The 17665-nt window shown below is 63.3% G+C and carries 14 protein-coding genes and 1 pseudogene; 12 read left to right on the forward strand and 3 right to left on the reverse strand.

The annotated features are described in order from the left end of the window. Positions 1 to 97 precede the first annotated feature (97 nt). The 5 genes from HV744_RS02115 to HV744_RS02135 all read left to right on the forward strand — a co-directional run bounded on the left by HV744_RS02115 (position 98) and on the right by HV744_RS02135 (position 9369). Complete coding sequence (locus tag HV744_RS02115; RefSeq protein ID WP_175147920.1) at positions 98 to 2725, forward strand: FHA domain-containing protein; 2628 nt, start codon at positions 98 to 100, stop codon at positions 2723 to 2725. Further along, positions 2703 to 4076 (forward strand): beta-barrel domain-containing protein, encoded by a 1374-nt coding sequence (locus tag HV744_RS02120; protein ID WP_175147921.1) that lies wholly within the window; start codon positions 2703 to 2705, stop codon positions 4074 to 4076. The genes HV744_RS02115 and HV744_RS02120 overlap by 23 nt, the downstream gene beginning before the upstream one ends. A 37-nt stretch (positions 4077 to 4113) precedes the next feature. Continuing rightward, positions 4114 to 4866 carry a peptidylprolyl isomerase gene (locus HV744_RS02125; protein WP_175147922.1) on the forward strand — a complete coding sequence of 251 codons (753 nt, stop codon included), beginning with the start codon at positions 4114 to 4116 and terminating at the stop codon, positions 4864 to 4866. An 82-nt stretch (positions 4867 to 4948) separates the two neighbouring features. Then, on the forward strand, positions 4949 to 8005 hold the full coding sequence (locus HV744_RS02130) for a peptidase domain-containing ABC transporter (RefSeq protein WP_175147923.1): 3057 nt from the start codon (positions 4949 to 4951) through the stop codon (positions 8003 to 8005). After that, the gene (locus tag HV744_RS02135; protein WP_175148193.1) at positions 8005 to 9369 is read left to right on the forward strand and encodes a sigma-54 interaction domain-containing protein; all 1365 of its coding nucleotides are present in this window, start codon (positions 8005 to 8007) and stop codon (positions 9367 to 9369) included. The genes HV744_RS02130 and HV744_RS02135 overlap by 1 nt, the downstream gene beginning before the upstream one ends. 31 nt (positions 9370 to 9400) lie before the next feature. Here HV744_RS02135 and HV744_RS02140 read toward each other — a convergent pair whose 3' ends face one another. Together HV744_RS02140 and HV744_RS02145 are read right to left on the reverse strand one after the other, a co-directional pair. Next, complete coding sequence (locus tag HV744_RS02140; protein WP_175147924.1) at positions 9401 to 10171, reverse strand: PP2C family protein-serine/threonine phosphatase; 771 nt, start codon at positions 10169 to 10171, stop codon at positions 9401 to 9403. Between the two features lie 5 nt (positions 10172 to 10176). Beyond that, on the reverse strand, positions 10177 to 10464 hold the full coding sequence (locus HV744_RS02145; RefSeq protein ID WP_175147925.1) for a hypothetical protein: 288 nt from the start codon (positions 10462 to 10464) through the stop codon (positions 10177 to 10179). Positions 10465 to 10927: 463 nt separating this feature from the next. On the opposite strand from HV744_RS02145, the gene HV744_RS02150 reads away from it, so the two are divergent. Both HV744_RS02150 and HV744_RS02155 read left to right on the forward strand, forming a co-directional pair. Then, the gene (locus HV744_RS02150) at positions 10928 to 11431 is read left to right on the forward strand and encodes a lecithin retinol acyltransferase family protein (RefSeq protein WP_175147926.1); all 504 of its coding nucleotides are present in this window, start codon (positions 10928 to 10930) and stop codon (positions 11429 to 11431) included. A gap of 55 nt (positions 11432 to 11486) precedes the next feature. Continuing rightward, complete coding sequence (locus HV744_RS02155) at positions 11487 to 11738, forward strand: hypothetical protein (RefSeq protein ID WP_175147927.1); 252 nt, start codon at positions 11487 to 11489, stop codon at positions 11736 to 11738. On the opposite strand, the gene HV744_RS02160 is transcribed toward HV744_RS02155, so the two are convergent. Further along, the gene (locus HV744_RS02160) at positions 11735 to 12613 is read right to left on the reverse strand and encodes a LysR family transcriptional regulator (protein WP_175147928.1); all 879 of its coding nucleotides are present in this window, start codon (positions 12611 to 12613) and stop codon (positions 11735 to 11737) included. The two genes, HV744_RS02155 and HV744_RS02160, sit on opposite strands and share 4 nt — an antisense overlap. A 99-nt stretch (positions 12614 to 12712) precedes the next feature. Between HV744_RS02160 and bla the strand changes: the two genes are divergently transcribed. From bla to HV744_RS02185, 5 genes and pseudogenes are all read left to right on the forward strand, one after another. Then, complete coding sequence (gene bla / locus HV744_RS02165) at positions 12713 to 13648, forward strand: class A beta-lactamase (protein WP_175147929.1); 936 nt, start codon at positions 12713 to 12715, stop codon at positions 13646 to 13648. A gap of 280 nt (positions 13649 to 13928) precedes the next feature. Continuing rightward, the gene (locus HV744_RS02170) at positions 13929 to 14420 is read left to right on the forward strand and encodes a DUF4126 family protein (RefSeq protein ID WP_175147930.1); all 492 of its coding nucleotides are present in this window, start codon (positions 13929 to 13931) and stop codon (positions 14418 to 14420) included. Between the two features lie 421 nt (positions 14421 to 14841). Then, a pseudogene (locus HV744_RS38205) lies at positions 14842 to 15573 on the forward strand (AMP-binding protein); the annotation flags it as partial. A gap of 165 nt (positions 15574 to 15738) precedes the next feature. Beyond that, positions 15739 to 16785: a squalene/phytoene synthase family protein gene (locus HV744_RS38210; RefSeq protein WP_175148194.1), complete on the forward strand. Its 1047-nt coding sequence runs from the start codon at positions 15739 to 15741 to the stop codon at positions 16783 to 16785. Between the two features lie 300 nt (positions 16786 to 17085). Beyond that, positions 17086 to 17334 (forward strand): hypothetical protein, encoded by a 249-nt coding sequence (locus HV744_RS02185; protein WP_175147931.1) that lies wholly within the window; start codon positions 17086 to 17088, stop codon positions 17332 to 17334. Positions 17335 to 17665: the final 331 nt, after the last annotated feature.

Genomic DNA, 17665 nt, shown 5'->3' on the forward strand with positions numbered 1-17665 from the left:
CGCGGCTCATCACAACAATATCGTTCCGCCGTCGTCGTTCGTCCCGTTGCCGTTGCGCGCTCGTCGCAACGGGTAAACGCTTAGTGATCCAGATAAAATGGCCACCGGCGAAGCTCCGATTGCTGAGATACGCACGACAGTGGACGCTGCCTTCGACGTGGTGTTGTCACCGGTTGCGTCCGCGCAACGTCCGGCGCTCGACGCGATCCGGATCGTCGACAACCTGTTCGCAATCGGGCGCAGCGAAGCGCCGTTCACCGATTACCCCGCCGAACGGATCGCGCGTCTGTCGCGCCGTCATGCGCGCATTTTCACGGAGCACGGCGCAGTCTATGTCGCCGACCTCGGCAGCAAGAACGGCACGGCGCTGAACGGCGTCGCGGTGCGGCAAACGCCGGCGCGCGTGCGGGCCGGCGACGAACTGTGCTTCGGCGGCGAGCTGTGCTACCGGGTGAGCATCGAGCCGCGCGCGCGTATCGTGGCGGCCGCCAGCGCACCGTCCGCGCCGGGCCTGTTGCTGGTGCCGCAGCGCGACGACCTTGGCTTGCAGCCGATCGAGGTGAAGGCATTTCCGTTTCTCGTCAGCAAGGCGGACGACGTCTTTTCGCGCTACAAGGAGCGCTATCCGCATCAGGTCAATTACATCTCGCGGCGCCACGCGCACATCTTTCTGAAGGGCGGCGAGCTCTATGTCGAGGATCTCGGCAGCACCAACGGGACCTTCGTCGGCGGCAAGCGCCTGGATGAATCCGCACTGCCGCTGGCGGACGGCGACGTCGTTGCATTTGGCGGCGACCACTTCGTCTACAGGGTGTCGCTGCAGAACCCCCAGGACGTCGAGCCCACCGTGACCCAGCTATTCCTCAATCCAGCCGTCGACGATGCGGCCGATGCCGACAAGACCACGTTCGTGGGCGCCGCGCATTCGTTCCTCGATATCTTTTGCGTCGACCCGGCGCTACAACGCGAAGACGAAGTCAACGAAGCGGCGTCGCGCGTCTCAGCGCACGCGAAGCGGGATGCGCAGGGCGGGGCCGCGCGAGCGGCACATGTCGGCAAAGCGGCGAGCGGCACGAGCGCCGCGCATGGCGCGAGCACCACCGGCGGCGCGCGTGCCGCGAGCGGCTCCGGCAGCGCGACCGCCGCGAAGGGCAAACCGCAACGCTGGCGGCTGATTGTGAGCGAACTCGGCAAGACCTTGTCGGACGGCGACCGCCCGAACGTGAGACGTATCGCGGGATGGGGCGGCGCGGGCGTCGCCGTACTGGCGGCGCTCGCGGTGACGCTTTACCTGCATGGTTCGTCGGAGCGCGAGTTGAAGAACCTGCTGGCGAGCGGCGATTACACCAGCGCGGTTACGGCGGCCAAGGGCTATCTGGCGAGTCATCCGGCGGACACGAAAGTCAGCGCGCTCGCCAGCGAAGCGCTGCTGAAGGCGAAACTCCCTGGCTGGCTGAGCGCGTTGGAAAAAGCGCAATTCGATCAGGCCGATGCGCTGCTCAACGAGATGAGATCGTTGAGTGCGAATAATGCGGACGCCACGTCCCTCGTCGGCGAATTGCAGTGGGTGGGCGATCTGGAACGCTTCGTGGCGGCGCGCGGCGGCGTGGATGCGCCGATCCGCATGTACGCGGACGAGTCGACCATCAACAACCTGCTGCAACGCTGGGACGACGACGCGAAGAATCATCAGCGCGCGCTCGACCGGATCGCGTCATACGTGCCGGTGTTTGCCGAGCCGTATGCTCAGGCGCTGAGTCATCTGCGCAAACTGGAAAGCGACGATTCGGTGTACGTCGCCGCGATCGACCGGCTCAACGGCGTGATTCGCACCGAACTGGCACGCGACAAACCCGACGCGCTGCCGCCCGTGCTCGACGATTACGCGCAGCGCTACCCGCGTCTCTCAGGCCTCGATCGGGTGCGCGAGGATTTGCGTCAGTACACCAACTTGCTGAATGCCGCGCTCAGCCGTCAACTGACGCCATTGCTCGCGATGCTGAAGTCGGTGCGCTTTAGCACTCCGCCGTTTCAGGCGCAGTTCCAGCAACTGGCGGCGAGCCGTTTGCCTTCCGCGGACGTGATTCAACGTCACGACGCGGTGAGCGCGGCCTGGCTGCGCGGCGACGCGCAGCAGGCGCTGGCCGGTTTGCAGGCGATGCCTGCCGGCCCGTGGTCCGACGTGCTCGCAGCAGAGGCGGCGCACAAGAAGGCGCTGCTCGACCAGTACACCGATTTGCAGAAGACCCGCGGCAGCAAGGATTATGACCAGCGCCTGCTGTCGTTCTACGCGAGTCTCGACCCGCAGGCGGACGCGTGGTTCGCGCAGTCGATCCAGAAAGACGTCGCCGCGCTGCACGATAAAGCGCTGGCGCGCGCGCAAGACTTGTTGCTGCGCGCCCAGAGCCTGTGGAAACAATATCGCGCGAGTGGTTCGATCGGCGGCACGCAACGGCTTGAAGCAGGCATCTCGCCGGGCTTTCGCAGCGAGGCGCGTCTGCTGTCCGATGCGCAGGCGTCCGCGCAACAGGGCATGCGCATCTATACGCAACTGAAGGCCGACCATCCCGCCGACTTCGACCGCCTGCTCGCGGATATCGAAGCAGAAACCAATTTGCAGCGCCGTTCGCTGACGGAGTTGCGCATGGTGTTGGACCCGGGACTGCTGAAGGCGAAGCTGGCGTTGATCGGAGGCGAGCAGAGTGAAGCGCGACAATCACCCTAGACCGTTGTCGGAAGCGCTGGAGGATCACAGCGCAGAAGGCATCGCGATCCTGACCGCCGAGCCGGTGCGGCTTGCGCGCGCGCTGATCTGGGCGATGGTCGCGCTGGTGGTGGCCGGCTTGCTGTGGTCGTTCGTCGGTCGCGCGGATGTGATCGTCAGCGCGCAAGGAACCTTGTCGCCGGAATCGGAGGTGCGCCGCATTTATGCACCGATCGACGGCGAGCTGGCGGACCTCTATATCGCCGAGGGCCAGCCGGTGTCGAAAGGCGACGTGCTGGCGCGGCTGAATGCGCGCGGCGCGATCGAGGCGGCGAGCAATGCGCTGCAAGCGCAACTCAAACTCGAAGACGCCGAGCGCGACTGGAAGCAGTTCCCGCAGAAGAAGGCGCTAATGGAGCGCAAGGCCGCCGCGCTGAAGGCGCAGATGGAAGTCGAATCACGTCTGCACGAAAACCGCGTCTCTGAAGGCACCACCAAGCTCGCCGAAGGACAGAAGGCCGAACTCGACGAAGCGCGCAGCGTCCTCGACAACGCGCGCCGCACGCGCGAGGCGGCGCGTCAGGAACTGGACCGCTACTCGAAGCTGTTCGCGCAGCCGGGTGGTGGCGGCATCGCCGAATTGCAGGTCGAGCAGAAGCGGACTGCCGCGCTGGAAGCGGACAACGCATACCGGGTCGCGCAATCGAAGCTCGCGGAACTGGACTTCCGCCTGAGTCATGAATACGCGCAGGCGAATGCGCAACTCGAAACCAGCGGCCAGCAGACCACTGACCTGCAGCTTCAATACGACTCGGCGGTGCGCGATATCACCGACGCGGAAGACAAGCTGCGGCTGCAATTGCAGACCGCACGCCTCGTGTCCGAAGCCGCTGCGCGAATCCGCTTCGAGAACATCGACAAAGACAATTTCCTGCTGATCCTCGCGCCGGTCTCGGGCGTCATCACCGACGTGACGTCGACACAGCGCGGCGACAAGATTCAGGCGAATGCGCCGCTCGGCGGTATCGCGCCGAAAGATGCGCGGCCGGTGCTGAAGATCGAAATCGCCGAACACGATCGTGCTTTTCTGCACGAAGGCCTGCCGGTCAAGCTGAAATTCAATGCGTTTCCGTACCAGCGCTACGGGCTGATCAACGGCACGCTCGCCTATATTTCGCCGGCCACCAAACCGTCGCTGCAGGACAAGCAGCCGGTCTACGAGGGCCGCGTCACGCTCGACAAAAACTACTACCAGATCGCCGACACCCGTTACCCGTTGCGCTACGGCATGACGGCGAGCGCGGAGATCGTGGTGCGCGAGCGGCGCCTGATCGATCTGGGTCTCGACCCGTTCAGGCAGGTGGCGGGTTGAGCGTGCCGATCACACGTCAATTAAAGGAGTCGATGAGATGACCGCGATAGTGCGTATCGATGATGAAGTCGTGGACGTGGCCGAGTTCGTTCGTCTTCTGAAACTGACTGGCCAGTTCGAGAGCCTGATCGAGCAGATCGTGCGCGACAAGCTCACGGTGCATGCGGCGAAGAAGCAGGGCATTGCCGTGAGCGCCGACGAGATCCAGCAGCGCGCCGATCAGTTCCGCCGCGTGCGCGGTCTGCATCGCGCGACGGATATGAACCAGTACCTCGACGCACTCCACGTGAGTCTCGACGAATTCGAGGCGTTCATTACCGACGGGCTGTATCAGGAGAAGATGCTCGAAGAGGTCGGCAACGAGGCCGCGATCCGCGACTACTTCGCGCTGAATTCGCCGAAGTTCGACGCGATCGAGGTGAGCCATATCGTGCTCGACAGCGAGGGCAAGGCGAAGGAAATGATTTCGTATCTGCACGACGACCCCGACAGTTTCGCCGACATGGCGCGTGAGCATTCGATCGCGGATACGCGCGAAGCGGGCGGCGTGATCGGCAAGGTGCTGCGCGGCTCGTTGAAGCCGGATATTGAAGCGAAGATTTTCAATGCGGCGGTAGGCGACCTGCTGGGGCCGTTTCCGTCGGCGGATCGCTCGTGCTTCGAGATTTTCGCGGTAACCGCCAAGTATCCGGCGACGCTCGACGCAGATGTGGCCGCCGAAGTCAGGCGGCTGCTGCGCGAGAGCTGGCTGATTGCGCGCGCGCAGGAGCACGTGATCGAAGCGCACTAGCCGGGCCACGTCCTTCGCACCGTAGCGAAGCCACCTAACTCAATACACCGCAAAGACCAGTCGAATCGAGGTCCGCAAGCCCATGGATGCACCCCAGACCGCGCCGTCCGCCGCCGAGTTTCTCGCCTCGGTGGAAATTCTCTCGCCGTTCTCGCGCGACGAGATCGAACGTCTTGCCGACTACGCGCAAGCACGCTTCTATTCGTTCGGCGAAACAGTCTGCTCGACGGGCGAGGTGGCCGACGGACTGTATGTGGTGCGCTCGGGCTCGGTACGCATCTTCACCGAGGAGCACGGCAAGGAAACCAGCATGGGCGTGCGCAAGTCGGGCGAGATCTTCGCGGACATCGCGATGTTGCGCACGTATGTTCACGAAGCGTCGGTGCGGTCGTCGGCGAAAACCGAGTTGCTGTTCATTCCGCGCGCCGCGATCGAACCGGTGATGGCCGGCAACCAGGCCGCGTTGGCGTTCGTTGCGAGCTATGTGGCGATCAGTTCGGCCGGTGGCTTCGTTGCGCAGTTGTTCGATCTGCGCGGCAAACTGAACAAGGAGGAACTCGAGGAGTATGTGCGCAGCGTCGGCGTGAAACGGGTCGCCGCGGGCAAGGAGATTCTCAGGCAGGACGGACGCGACGACCGGCGGCTCTACGTGGTGCGGCAAGGCGAAGTGCGCATCGTCCGGCACGAGGAAGGCCACGACTACACGCTTGCGACGCTCGGCGAAGGCGAGATATTCGGCGAGAAAGCGTGTTTGATGCGCCAGGAGCAGATGGCGTCGGTGGTGGCGACCACCGACACGCGGCTGCTGGTGATTCCGGAGCGCACGGTTCACTTCATCCTCGAACGCAATCCGAAGCTGCGCGAAGTGCTCGACGAGCGGATTCGTTACGGCGACCGCGAATTGCAGCGGCAAAAACGGCTCGAACAGCGCCGCAAGTTGCCGCTGATGCTCGACTTGCAGAGCAAGCCCGAGTTCGGCGAGAAAGTCATCAAGCGCTTTGCGCTGGTCGAACAGGCCGAGGAGATGGATTGCGGCGCCGCCTGCCTCGCGATGGTGTGCCGTCACTACAGCATTCCGATGACGCTCGGCAAATTGCGCGAGCTCGCCAACGTCACGACCCAGGGCGCGACCCTCGACAGCCTCGCGCGCGCGGGCGAGTCGCTCGGATTCACGGCGCGGGGCGTGCAATGCACGTACGATGCGTTGCGCGGCTTCGACCTGCCGTTCATCGTGCATTGGGAGGGCTACCACTACGTCGTGGTGTACGGACTCTCGAAGGAATACGTGTGGGTGGCGGACCCGGCGCTCGGCTTCAGGAAATTGACCGTTGAAGATTTCGAGCGCGGCTGGAGCGGCACTTGCCTGATGTTCACCGGCGGCGCGGATCTGCTGCAGATGTCGGCCGCGCGTTCGCCGTGGATTCGCTTTGTCGGCTACCTGAAGCCGTACAAGAAGATACTTGGCCATCTGTTTCTCGCGACCTTCGTGATTCAGGTGCTGGGGGTGATCCCGCCGCTGATCATCCAGAATATTCTCGACGGCGTGATCGTGCATCAGAACGTTAGCCTGCTGCAACTGCTGATAGGCGGGCTGATCATCGCCAACGTGTTTTCGCAATTGATGTCGACGATCCGCGCGTATCTCGCGAATTTCATGGTACGCAACATGGACTTTGCGATGATGTCGCAATTCTTCAAGCACACCATGTCGCTGCCGTTCTCGTTCTTCGCGAAGCGCAAGACCGGCGATATATTCGCGCGCTTCCAGGAGAACCAGACGATCCGGGCGTTCCTCACCGAGTCCACCGTCACCACCACGTTGAACCTGCTGATGGTGTTTATCTACTTCACGATCATGTTCGTCTACAACGTGAAGATGACGCTGGTGTTGATCGCGTTCGTGATTCCGATCATGGCGCTGACCGTGCTGGCCACACCGAAGATCAAGGCCTATGCGCGCGAAGTGTTCACTGCGTCGACCGATTCGAAGTCGTTTCTGATGGAAGCGCTCGCCGGCGTGGAGACCATCAAGGGCATGGGCATCGAGCGGCCGGTCCGTCTGCGTTGGGAAAAGAAGTACGCGAAGGCGCTCGAACTGCAGTATCGCGCGCACGCGTTCAATATTCTCGTTAGCCTGGGCAGTCAGTTGCTGAATGCCGCGACGACGATCGCGATTCTCTGGGTCGGCGCGAATCTGGTGCTGGCGCGCGAAATGACGATCGGCCAGTTGATCGCGTTCAATGCGTTCATGGGGAGCGTGTTGGGGCCGCTGATGGGACTCGTCGGTTTATGGAGCATGTTGAACGACGCAGGCGTGGCGATGGAACGGCTCGGCGACGTGCTCGATATCAAACCCGAACAGAAGCCGCAGGATTTGCCGTCGCGCGTAATGCTGCCGGAACTGCAAGGCGATATCAGCCTCAACGGCGTTTATTTCCGTTACGGCGAGAACGACTCGGAGTACGTGCTCGAAAACATCAGCTTCGACATCAAGGCCGGTGAAATGGTGGCGGTCGTCGGGCGCAGCGGCTCGGGCAAGACCACGCTCGCGAAGCTGCTGGTCGGCTTCTATGCGCCGACCGAGGGCAAGATGACCATCGACGGCTATGACCTCGGCGTGGTCGATAAAACCTATTACCGCGCGCAGATCGGCTACGTGATGCAGAGCAATCTGCTGTTCTCCGGCACGATTGCGGAGAACATCGCGAGCGGCGACGACGCGCCCGACCGGCGCCGTATCGAAGAGGTCGCGAAGATGGCCGACGCGCACGCGTTCATCAGCAAGATGCCGCTCGGCTATGAACAGATTGTCGGCGAGCGCGGGGTCGGTTTGTCCGGCGGACAGATCCAGCGTTTGTGCATTGCACGCGCGCTGTATCACGACCCGCGTCTGCTCGTATTCGACGAAGCGACCTCGGCACTCGATTCGCAATCGGAAAGCAATATCCTCGGCAACATGGAACATATTCTGAAGGGCCGCACGGCGGTGATCATCGCGCATCGGCTCAGCACCATCATGCGGGCGGACAAGATTCTCGTGCTATATGAAGGGGCGATTGTCGAACAGGGCCGTCACGATGAACTGATCCAGCGTGGCGGGATGTATTACCAGCTGGTCCAGAAACAGTTGAGTGCATGATGATGAAGATACTCGACCAGATTGAAGAGGCCAGTCCTGCGATTTCCTATGCGGGCTTGATCGAGCGGATCGAGATTTTGCGCTCGACGTTGCGCTGGTCGTCGCGGCTGGAGCGCGCGGATATCGACAAGCTGCTCAGGCAGGCCACCTCGTTGCGCGACGAGGTGATGCAGCTCTCGCACAAGGAGCGCTTCGTGCAAGCGGCGGTGGCCGCCGAGCCGCAAGCGCCCGCCGATCAATCGCGCGGCGCGCGCAGGAAGGCGCTGCTCGAACGCAGCTTCATTTTCGAAGGGACGTTCGGCGACAATCCGCGTCTGCTGGAGTCGCTTGAAATCGCCGAGAAGGCGGCGCCGACCGACTTGCCGGTGTTGATCGACGGTGAAAGCGGCACCGGCAAGGAATTGATGGCGAAGGTGATCCACGCGAACGGCTCACGTTCTGACAAGCCGTTTATCTCCGTGAACTGCGGCGCGATTCCGGACAATCTGCTGGAGTCGGAATTGTTCGGGCATCGCAAGGGCGCGTTCACCGGGGCATCGAATGATCGCAAGGGGAAATTCGAAAGCGCGCATACGGGTACGATCTTTCTCGACGAGATCGGCGAGTTGCCGCTCGCCGGTCAGGTGAAACTGCTGCGCGTGCTGGAAGCGCACGAGATTCAACGTGTGGGCTCCGACGAAACGATTGCCGTCGATACCCGCATCGTCGCGGCGACCAACCGCAATCTGCGGCAACTCAGCGAAGAGGGCAAGTTCCGCGAAGACCTGTTCTACCGGCTCAGCGTGATTCACGTGACGCTGCCGCCGTTGCGTGAGCGCCGCGATGAAATCCCGCTGCTGATCTCATGGTTCGGCGACGAGGCGGCCGGCACGTTGAAGCGCAGGCCCGTCAGATTGACGCCGCGATTGCGGGACTTTCTGCTGAACTATGCGTATCCGGGCAATATCCGCGAGTTGCGCAACGTGATGTATCGCGTGTCGTGTCTGGCCGGCGATATGGCGGATGTCGATCATCTGCCGCTCGACATACGGCCGGCGGCGCCGGGCTCGGCGGCTGCGGCGAGCGGCGCGAGCGCGACCGGTCAGGAGCCGATCAGCGTGGCGAATCTGATGTCGCTGAGCGACGCGAAGCGGGCCGCCAGCGACGACGCCGAGAAGGCGTTTCTGGAGCGCGGTCTTCGCGAGGTGAGCGGCACCGTCGCGGAACTCGCGAGGCGTATCGACATGAACCGCTCGCATCTGCAGATGCTGCTGAAGAAGCACGGTCTGCATTCGAAGGACTTCCGCAACCGCAATGCACCGGCTTCCGCGAGCAGGAACGGCGCGGACGAACGCGAGCAGGACGAGGAAGACAGTGAGACGTGACCTGGAGGCCGCGCCGTATTCAGGCGCAGCCTCAAGGCGACGGGTTCAACAGGGTTTTGTCAGACGCATCTGGGTCTTCGGCCTGCACCACCACCGCGGTGATGTTGTCGCGGCCACCGCGCGCAAGCGCCAGCTCCACCAGTTCCTCGGAGACGTTCTCGCGCTCCGCCGAGGTCAGCACCGCGACTATTTCGTCATCGCTCAGCTCGTTGCTCAGGCCGTCGCTGCATAGCAGGAAGACGTCGCCGTCGGCGACTTCGATCGCGTCGTCGTCGAGTTCGAGCACGTCCGTGGCGCCCACCGCGCGCGTGATCATATGCTGCGCCGGATGATGCCGCGCCTCTTCGTCGGTCAGCACGCCGAGCGATTTGAGCTGCTCCACCTGGCTGTGATCGCGCGTGAGTTGCCGCAACTGTCCTTCGCGATACAGATAGATGCGGCTGTCGCCCGCCCACAGATAACCGCAGAAGCGATCGCAAGCCAGCAGCACGACGACCGTGCTGCCGATGCGCTGCACCTGGCGGCGCGCGGCTTCGTCGCGCAGTTGACGGTTGGCGGTCTGCAGCCGCGTGCGCGCGTCGGCGATCAGCGTTTTCAGGCTGACCGGCGATGCGAGCCGGCTCAGTGCGTCGATGACCAGGCGGCTCGCGAGGTCACCGACCGCGTGCCCGCCCATGCCGTCGGCGACGGCCCAGCGGCCGGGCTCGGGCTGGTCGAGGCAGGCATCTTCGTTGATTTCGCGGACGCGTCCGACGTCGGAACGCGCGGACGACGTCCAGCGAAATTGGCTGGCACAGGTCACAACGTCTACACCGTATCGTTTCTACTGCGTGCGTCGGGAGACACCGTGATGTTCGAGTTCGCACCGGTGTTGCGGACATCGACCGACTGGAACTGGTTGATCATCTGGTTAGCATAGAAGTTGTTGGACACCTCGTACAGATTGACGACGGGTCCAATGCTCGGCGTGTCGCGCACATACGGCTGAATCCAGCCGTACACCCATGGTGCGCCACCGCCGCCGCGTATTGCCGCCATAGCTTTACGGTCGAGCGCGAGGTTCAGCGTGAGGTCGTTCACTGTGATGCAGGACATGACGTTCTCCGGTTGGCCGCGCAGGTCACGCGCGCGGTTTGAAAGGATCTGGACGTGATGGCGCAAGTGCCATGCCAATTTTCGGCGTCGTCCTTTCTTTTGTCGTAACGCCTTGATTACACGGCGATTCCGTGCTCTTGCTCGCGCAGGGCAGGGGCGCGCGTGCGCTCATAGGTCGGCTTGCAGCCAACAAGCTCGGACCCAGACCGGTGTGAGACCCAACACATTCAACCGGCTTCAGCAGGCTCTTCACTACCCGGACAACCGGCGCTCGCCGCGGCCCCGGAATGAGCGCCGCGCGCCAACACATTGGCGTGAATTCTGTCGGCTCACGGCTGACACTCGCTTCGTCCAAACTCCCCGCGTTAGAGCTGAAAGCCCTGCAAATAAAGGCTTTCGCGTGCATGGCCCGGATGATGCGAAAGATCTCGCAACAGTGTTGGAAATCGAAACGAGGCCAGCCATGAACACCAACCCTCTTCAGACGAGCAGCGAAGGCAGCGAAACACGCCAAGCCGCAGCGTCCACCATCGACCTGCCGATCGGCGCGCATCTCGTCGCGCAACGGCGCGGTTACGAACATCACGGCATTTATGTGGGCAATGGCCGCGTGGTTCATTACTCGGGCTTTGCGGGTTCCGCGCATCGCGGCCCGGTCGAGGAAGTGGAGTTGGACCGTTTCGCCGCCGGCCATCCGCTGTCGGTCCGCCCGACCCCGAGCGCCCGCTTCGTCGGGGCCGAAGCCGTGCGCCGCGCGCGCTCCCGTCTCGGCGAAAACCACTACCGCCTGCTGACCAACAACTGCGAGCACTTCTGTGCATGGTGCCTGCTCGGCGAAAGCCGCAGCGAACAAGTGCATTGCTGCTTGCGCCATCCGCGCGCCGGCGTGCATGCGCTGGTGTGTCTGGTAAAGGCCTTTGTCGAAAGCGGTGCGAAGGGCGGCGCAGTTGCCGCGCAACTGGCGTGAATACGCAGCACGGAATTCAGCGATTCAGAACGTGACAGGATTCAAGGAGAGCATCATGGTTGCCGCAGAAAAGACTTTGCACTGGGCCGTCGACAAATGGCTCGCACCCACCCCGTCGATGCCCGCGCGCGTCGTGCAGTTTTGCCACCGCGCATCGCATCAACGCTATGTCTGCGTTGAGGCATTGCGTCCGGGTGGTTTGCTGTCGATCTTCTTCTTTCGTCACGACGATGGTTCGTGGAACGTGTTTCCGCCGCAAGCCGAGCGGCCCGCGATGAATGGTCATCGCCGCGCCGCGATCTGCTAGTCCGGCGTGTGTTGTCCCGCTTCCTTGACGATCCATTGACTGAACAGCAGCATCGCCGGTGTCATCGGCTTGCCCTTCAGGCAAGTCAGCCAGTAACTGCCGGCGTGAACCTCCACGTCGAACGGGCGCACCACGCGCCCCGTGTTGATCTCGTGATCGAACATCAGCGCCGGCGCGAGCGCGATACCCGCGCCCTGCATCGCCGCTTCCACCATCAGCCGTGACGAATCGAACACCGGCCCGCGAACCGGGCGCGGCGCAATGCCGGCTGCGCTGAACCAGTTCATCCAGTCGTCGGCGCGATACGAACGCAGTAACGTTGCGTCGGCGAGATCGTCGGGCTTCGACAGACGCGCGGCGATTTCCGGCGTGCACAGCAGCGCGAGCGGCGCGTCGAGCAGCCGGGTGGCGAGCGAACCGGGCCACGTGCCGTCGCCGAAGCGGATCGCGAAGTCGAGCCCTTCGGTGGCGAGATCGACCAGGTTGTTGTTGGTCAGCAGCCGCAGCTCGACGAACGGATGCGCGTCGCGAAACGACTTGAGCCGCGGCATCAGCCAGCCCACCGCGAACGTGCCGACCACGCCGACCGTCAACACCTCGTGAAAGTGGCCGCCTTCGAATTGCTTGAGCACCGCTTCGATACGATCGAACGCGTCGGTCAGGACCGGGCGCAGCGCGAGGCCTTCGTCGGTCATCGCGAGGCCGCGCGGCAGGCGCTTGAAGAGCGCGGTGCCCAGCCGCTCCTCCAGGGTTCGGACCTGCTGGCTGACGGCGGCCTGGGTAACGTTCAGTTCGAGGGCGGCGCGCGTGAAGCTCAGGTGTCGAGCGGACGATTCGAAGGCACGCAGCGCGTTCAGCGGAAGATGCGGTCTCATGGCAAAAGCATAAGATTTTCTTGTGGGTCGTCTAACTTATCATCGTTTGTCAGCGGCTGCTGGAGAACCGATAGTTGCGGCTTCACACAAGGAGCGGCGATGATCTCAAGACGGAAGTTCGCGGGTGCGATGCTGGGCGTTTCGATAGCTGGGGTTGCGCTTTGCAGCACCGGCGCGTTGGGCAAGGTCGTGAAGACGGGCGCGATGACGCGCGGACGTGAGCTGGCCAACGCGGACGCGATCCATGAGCGGCTCACGCAGATCGAGGCGGAAAGCGGCGGCCGGCTGGGGGTGTCGATCGTCGACACGACGTCCAGCTTGCATGCCGGCTTGCGCGCGGACGAGCGCTTCCCGATGTGCAGCACCTTCAAACTGCTGGCGGCGGGCGCCGTACTGACCCGCGTGGATCGCGGCCAGGAAGACTTGCAGCGGCGCGTCGTGTTCTCCGCCAGCGAGCTCGTGCCGAATTCGCCGGGCACCCGCCGGCATACCCGCGAACTTACCGGCGACGCGGGCATGAGCATCGCCGAGTTGTGCAAGGCGGCGCTCACGCTCAGCGACAACACGGCGGCCAATCTGCTGCTCGCGAGCATCGGCGGTCCGGCGGCGGTGACCGCGTTCGCTCGCAGTCTCGGCGACGGCATCACGCGTCTGGACCGCATCGAGCCGACGTTGAACGAAGCGATTCCCGGCGATCCGCGCGATACCACCACGCCCAACGCGATGCTCGGCAATCTGCGCGAGCTTGTGCTGGGTGACCATCTGTCGACGGCGTCTGGGGCACAACTGCTGGCGTGGCTCGCAGCCAACGAAACCGGCGGCGCGCGGCTGCGCGCCAGGTTGCCGGAAGGCTGGGGTGTCGGCGATAAAACCGGCACCGGCGATCACGGCACCGCCAACGACGTGGCGATTCTGTGGCCGCCCGGACGCGGTCCGGTGCTGGTGGCCGTCTATCTGACCGAAACGGACGGCGACGCGGCGCGCAGCAATGCGGCGATTGCGAACGTCGGCGCGCTGGTGGCCGCGTCGATCTGACGGCCGCGCGTATCCGGCACGCACGAGCATATCGGCACGCATGAATCGAAGTGGGGCCGCCGCTTGCAGTGGCCATCGCCCGCGTTTCGCCAGTTGAATTGTGCAACACTAGGGCCACACCGAAAGGGGGCAACCGCGCCGGCAACTGCGGATCGCCTCGATGGATGCGGTGAGAAGTTGACTGTCCAGGTGAAATGCTCGACACATTCTGCCGACGTTCGTCCAGGTAAGCCGTCGGCTTGTCCAACCGTGCATCATTGCCCTCGATTCGGAGTCCAATATGTCCGTGTATGTCCTGGCATTGCTTATCGGTGTCGTCGCCGGCCTTCGCGCGATGACCGCTCCCGCCGCCGTCAGCTGGGCGGCGCATCTCGGATGGTTGCCGCTGCAAGGCACGCCGCTCGCGTTTCTCGGCTTCACTGCCACGCCATACGTCTTCACCTTGCTGGCGGTCGTCGAACTGATTACGGATCAACTGCCGGAAACGCCTAGCCGCAAAGTGCCGCTGCAATTCGGCGCGCGCATTGTGGCGGGTGCGTTGAGTGGCGCGGCGATCAGTGGTGCGCATGGCGGGCTGGCGGGGGGCTGGATTGTCGGGGTGCTCGGCGCGGTGGTCGGCGCGGCAGGGGCGGTGGTCGGCACGTTGGGCGGTGCGAAAGTGCGCAGCACCTTGGCGCGTACGTTTGGACGGGATGCGCCGGCGGCGCTGATCGAAGACGTGGTGGCGGTTGTCGGGGCTGCGTTGATTGTGGTGTCGCTGCACGGATTCTGATGGCGTTGCGTTGATGCGAGGCAGCGAGGCGCTTGACGCGTCTCGCTGCATTTGCTGATTAGCTGGCCTGTGCGATACGCGAAGCGACAGGCGGTTGCCTGGCAGAGGTAGCAGAGGTAGCAGAGGTGGCTGAGATAGCAGAGATGGCAGAGATGGCAGGCGCAGCGGTTGCGGGAACCAGCTTGCCTTGCGCCAGCAAGCCCAGCGTCGTCACCACCAGAATGCCGATAATCACATTCGCCGCGTAGGCACCTTTCCAAGGAGACAGGCTTTGCATTCCGAGCCGACACAATCGGATACCCCCGCTGCGCCGACGCAGTACCGGGCGACGACGATCGGCGCTTCGTCGTTGCGCATGCGGCGGCAGGGCGATACGTGGTATCTGCACGCGTCCGAAGCGCTCGGCGAGCATCCGCAGCGGATGACGCAGCGGCTCGAAAGCGGCGCGCAAGCGCATCCCGAGCGCTGGCTGGCGGCACGTCGCGGCAGCGATGGTCAATGGATCGGCCTGAGCTACGCGAGCGCGTTGCAAAGCGCACGCGCGATCGGCCAGGCTTTGCTCGCGCGCAATCTGTCCGCCGAGCGGCCGGTCGCGATTCTGTCGGGCAACGATCTCGACCATCTGCAACTCGCGCTCGGCGCAATGTGGGCCGGCATTCCTTACGCGGCGATTTCGCCGGCTTACGCGCTGGCGTCCGGCGATTACGGCAAGCTGTGCCATACGATCGACCTGCTCACGCCGGGTCTGGTTTTCGCGAGCGCTTACGATAAGTTCGCCACGGCGATCGACGCCGTCGTGCCGGCCGATGTCGAAGTCGTGACCGCCACGTTGCCGCGTGAGCCGCACACCGCGCGCAGTGTGAACTCATTCAGCGATCTGCTGCGCACCACGCCGACCACGGTCGACGCCGTTCACGCGGCGGTGAGCCCGGACGCGATCGCCAAATTTCTGTTCACGTCGGGTTCGACCAAACTGCCGAAGGCGGTGCCGACCACGCACCGCATGCTGTGCAGCAACCAGCAGATGCTGCTCGAAACCTTCCCCGAGTTCGCGCAGGAACCGCCGGTGCTGGTCGACTGGCTGCCCTGGAACCACACGTTCGGCGGCAGTCATAACGTGGGCATCGCGCTCTACAACGGCGGCACGCTTTATATCGACGACGGCAAGCCGGTCAACGGCAAGTTCGGCGAGACGCTGCACAACTTGTTGCTGGGGCAGCGCGGAATCGCTGGCGCATGCCGGAGCGCCAGGCCGTATACAATTCGGCAGCGCCTGATTTTTGCCCGAATTTTGCCCTATACCGACCAGATCCAATCCATGCCGAATCCGACCCGGGCCTTCCTTCTTGGCCCGCTCCTGAAAGGCGTTTCACGCTCCTTCTATCTCACGCTGCGCGTGCTGCCGGTCGGGATGCGCGATCCGATCGGCCTCGCGTACCTGCTGGCGCGCGCGGCCGATACGATTGCCGACACCTCGCTGATTTCGCCCGAGCAGCGCCTCGCGTTGTTGCTGTCGCTGCGCGATCAGGTGAACGGCGCAACGGACGACGGCGCGCTGTTGCGGCGCATGGCCGACGAAGTGGCGGGTCAGCAGATCCAGTCGGATGAGAAGGTTTTGCTCGAATCGCTCGGCCCCGCGCTCGACGTGTTGGCGCAACTGAGCGAAGCGGATCGCAAGGCCGTGCGCGAGATCGTATCGACGCTGACCGAGGGCATGGAGTTCGATCTGCGCACCTTCCCCGATGAACGTTCCGGCCAGATCGCGGCGCTGCGCGAGTACGACGATCTCGATCGCTACACGTATCTGGTGGCGGGCTGCGTCGGCGAATTCTGGACCACGATGACCTACGCGCACATGCCGGGCACACTGAAGGAGCGGCCCGACACGATGGCGCACCGGGGTGTGCGTTTCGGCAAGGCGCTGCAGATGACCAATGTGCTGCGCGATTGCGGCAAGGATTTGCGGATCGGCCGCTGCTATCTTCCGCAGAGCATGCTCGATCGACATGGCCTGAGCGCGCGAGACCTGCTGCTGCCGGCCAATTCGCTGCGCGCGCGGCCGCTGATGGTCGAGCTTCTACGCAAGACGCTCGATCATTTTCGCGAGGCTTTGGACTACACGCTGGCGATTCCGGCGTTTTCCGTGCGCTTGCGGCTCGCGTGTCTGTGGCCGATTCTGATCGGCCTGGAGACGCTGTTGCTGCTGGTGGATAACGACGCGTGGCTCGATTCGCAGAAGGTTTCCAAGGTGCGGCGCAATAGGGTGTATCAGATCATTGCGTCGTCGCTGCTGCTGGTGCCCTCGAACGGACTGGTGTGCAACGCAATCGAAAAGCGGATCAGGGAGATCGAAGCGCGCTTTTGAACATAGTGCCGTGGCAGTTGCATCAATAGAAAAAGCGATCTCGTAGTGGTTGCGAAAAGACATATAAGATGTGCACCCAACTAATCATTGAAAAATGAATTGTGCATATGTCGCCCACTACGAGGCGTGTGAAGTTTTCCGCCTGCGCGCTTGGCTTTATTACCCCGCGGAACCACGTCGCGGATCGCAGGGCAGTAGTACCCGACTTAATCTGCATCATTGAATAGCGATCAATCGGGAAAGCCCTAGGACCGTGCATCTCCGGTTCGCGTTAGTCTCTTTTAAAAGAGGAGGCGACCCATGAGACAGGCGTTCAATATTGCCGTGGTGCTGTTGCTCGGCTATCTGATGGCGGATAGGGCGTTGATGCGTGCGCAAGCCGGAGAGATAGGGACGATAACGTGTCACCAGGGCGCGGAACTGGTCAAATCGAACGCGTTGAAGAAGGGGTTTGGCGACGTGGGGGCCAGCAGTCAGGGCGAGAACTTCCTGTCGAGCTGTCTCGTCACCGGCCGTGGTCAAGTGGGCGATCTGGTTGCGCGCGATTGACGCTGTCGCCGGGTTTAACGACTGAATCAGACAGCTAGCCGGCCACTGTCGAGGTCGTTGCGATGCCGACGAAGGCGCCGGATAAAGGGCGCTGAATCGAAACGCCGCAAAAAAGCGCCCAGACCATGAAGGTCCGGGCGAAGTCATCGGGAGCCCGATGACGGAGGTAACGAATACACAACTGGCCCGCGATCGGGAATACCCGGCCGCGGGCCAGTTCATTTGAATCAGGGCGCGCGTCTCATGGACGCGCTGAGCGGCAGTTCGGCGCGCCACTTGCGGTGCCTATCGCCGAGCAGCTAATTGCCGCTTAATGGCGGCCTATTGCCCG

Origin of the sequence: Paraburkholderia ultramafica, assembly GCF_902859915.1 — a bacterium.
In the GTDB taxonomy this organism is placed as follows: domain Bacteria; phylum Pseudomonadota; class Gammaproteobacteria; order Burkholderiales; family Burkholderiaceae; genus Paraburkholderia; species Paraburkholderia ultramafica.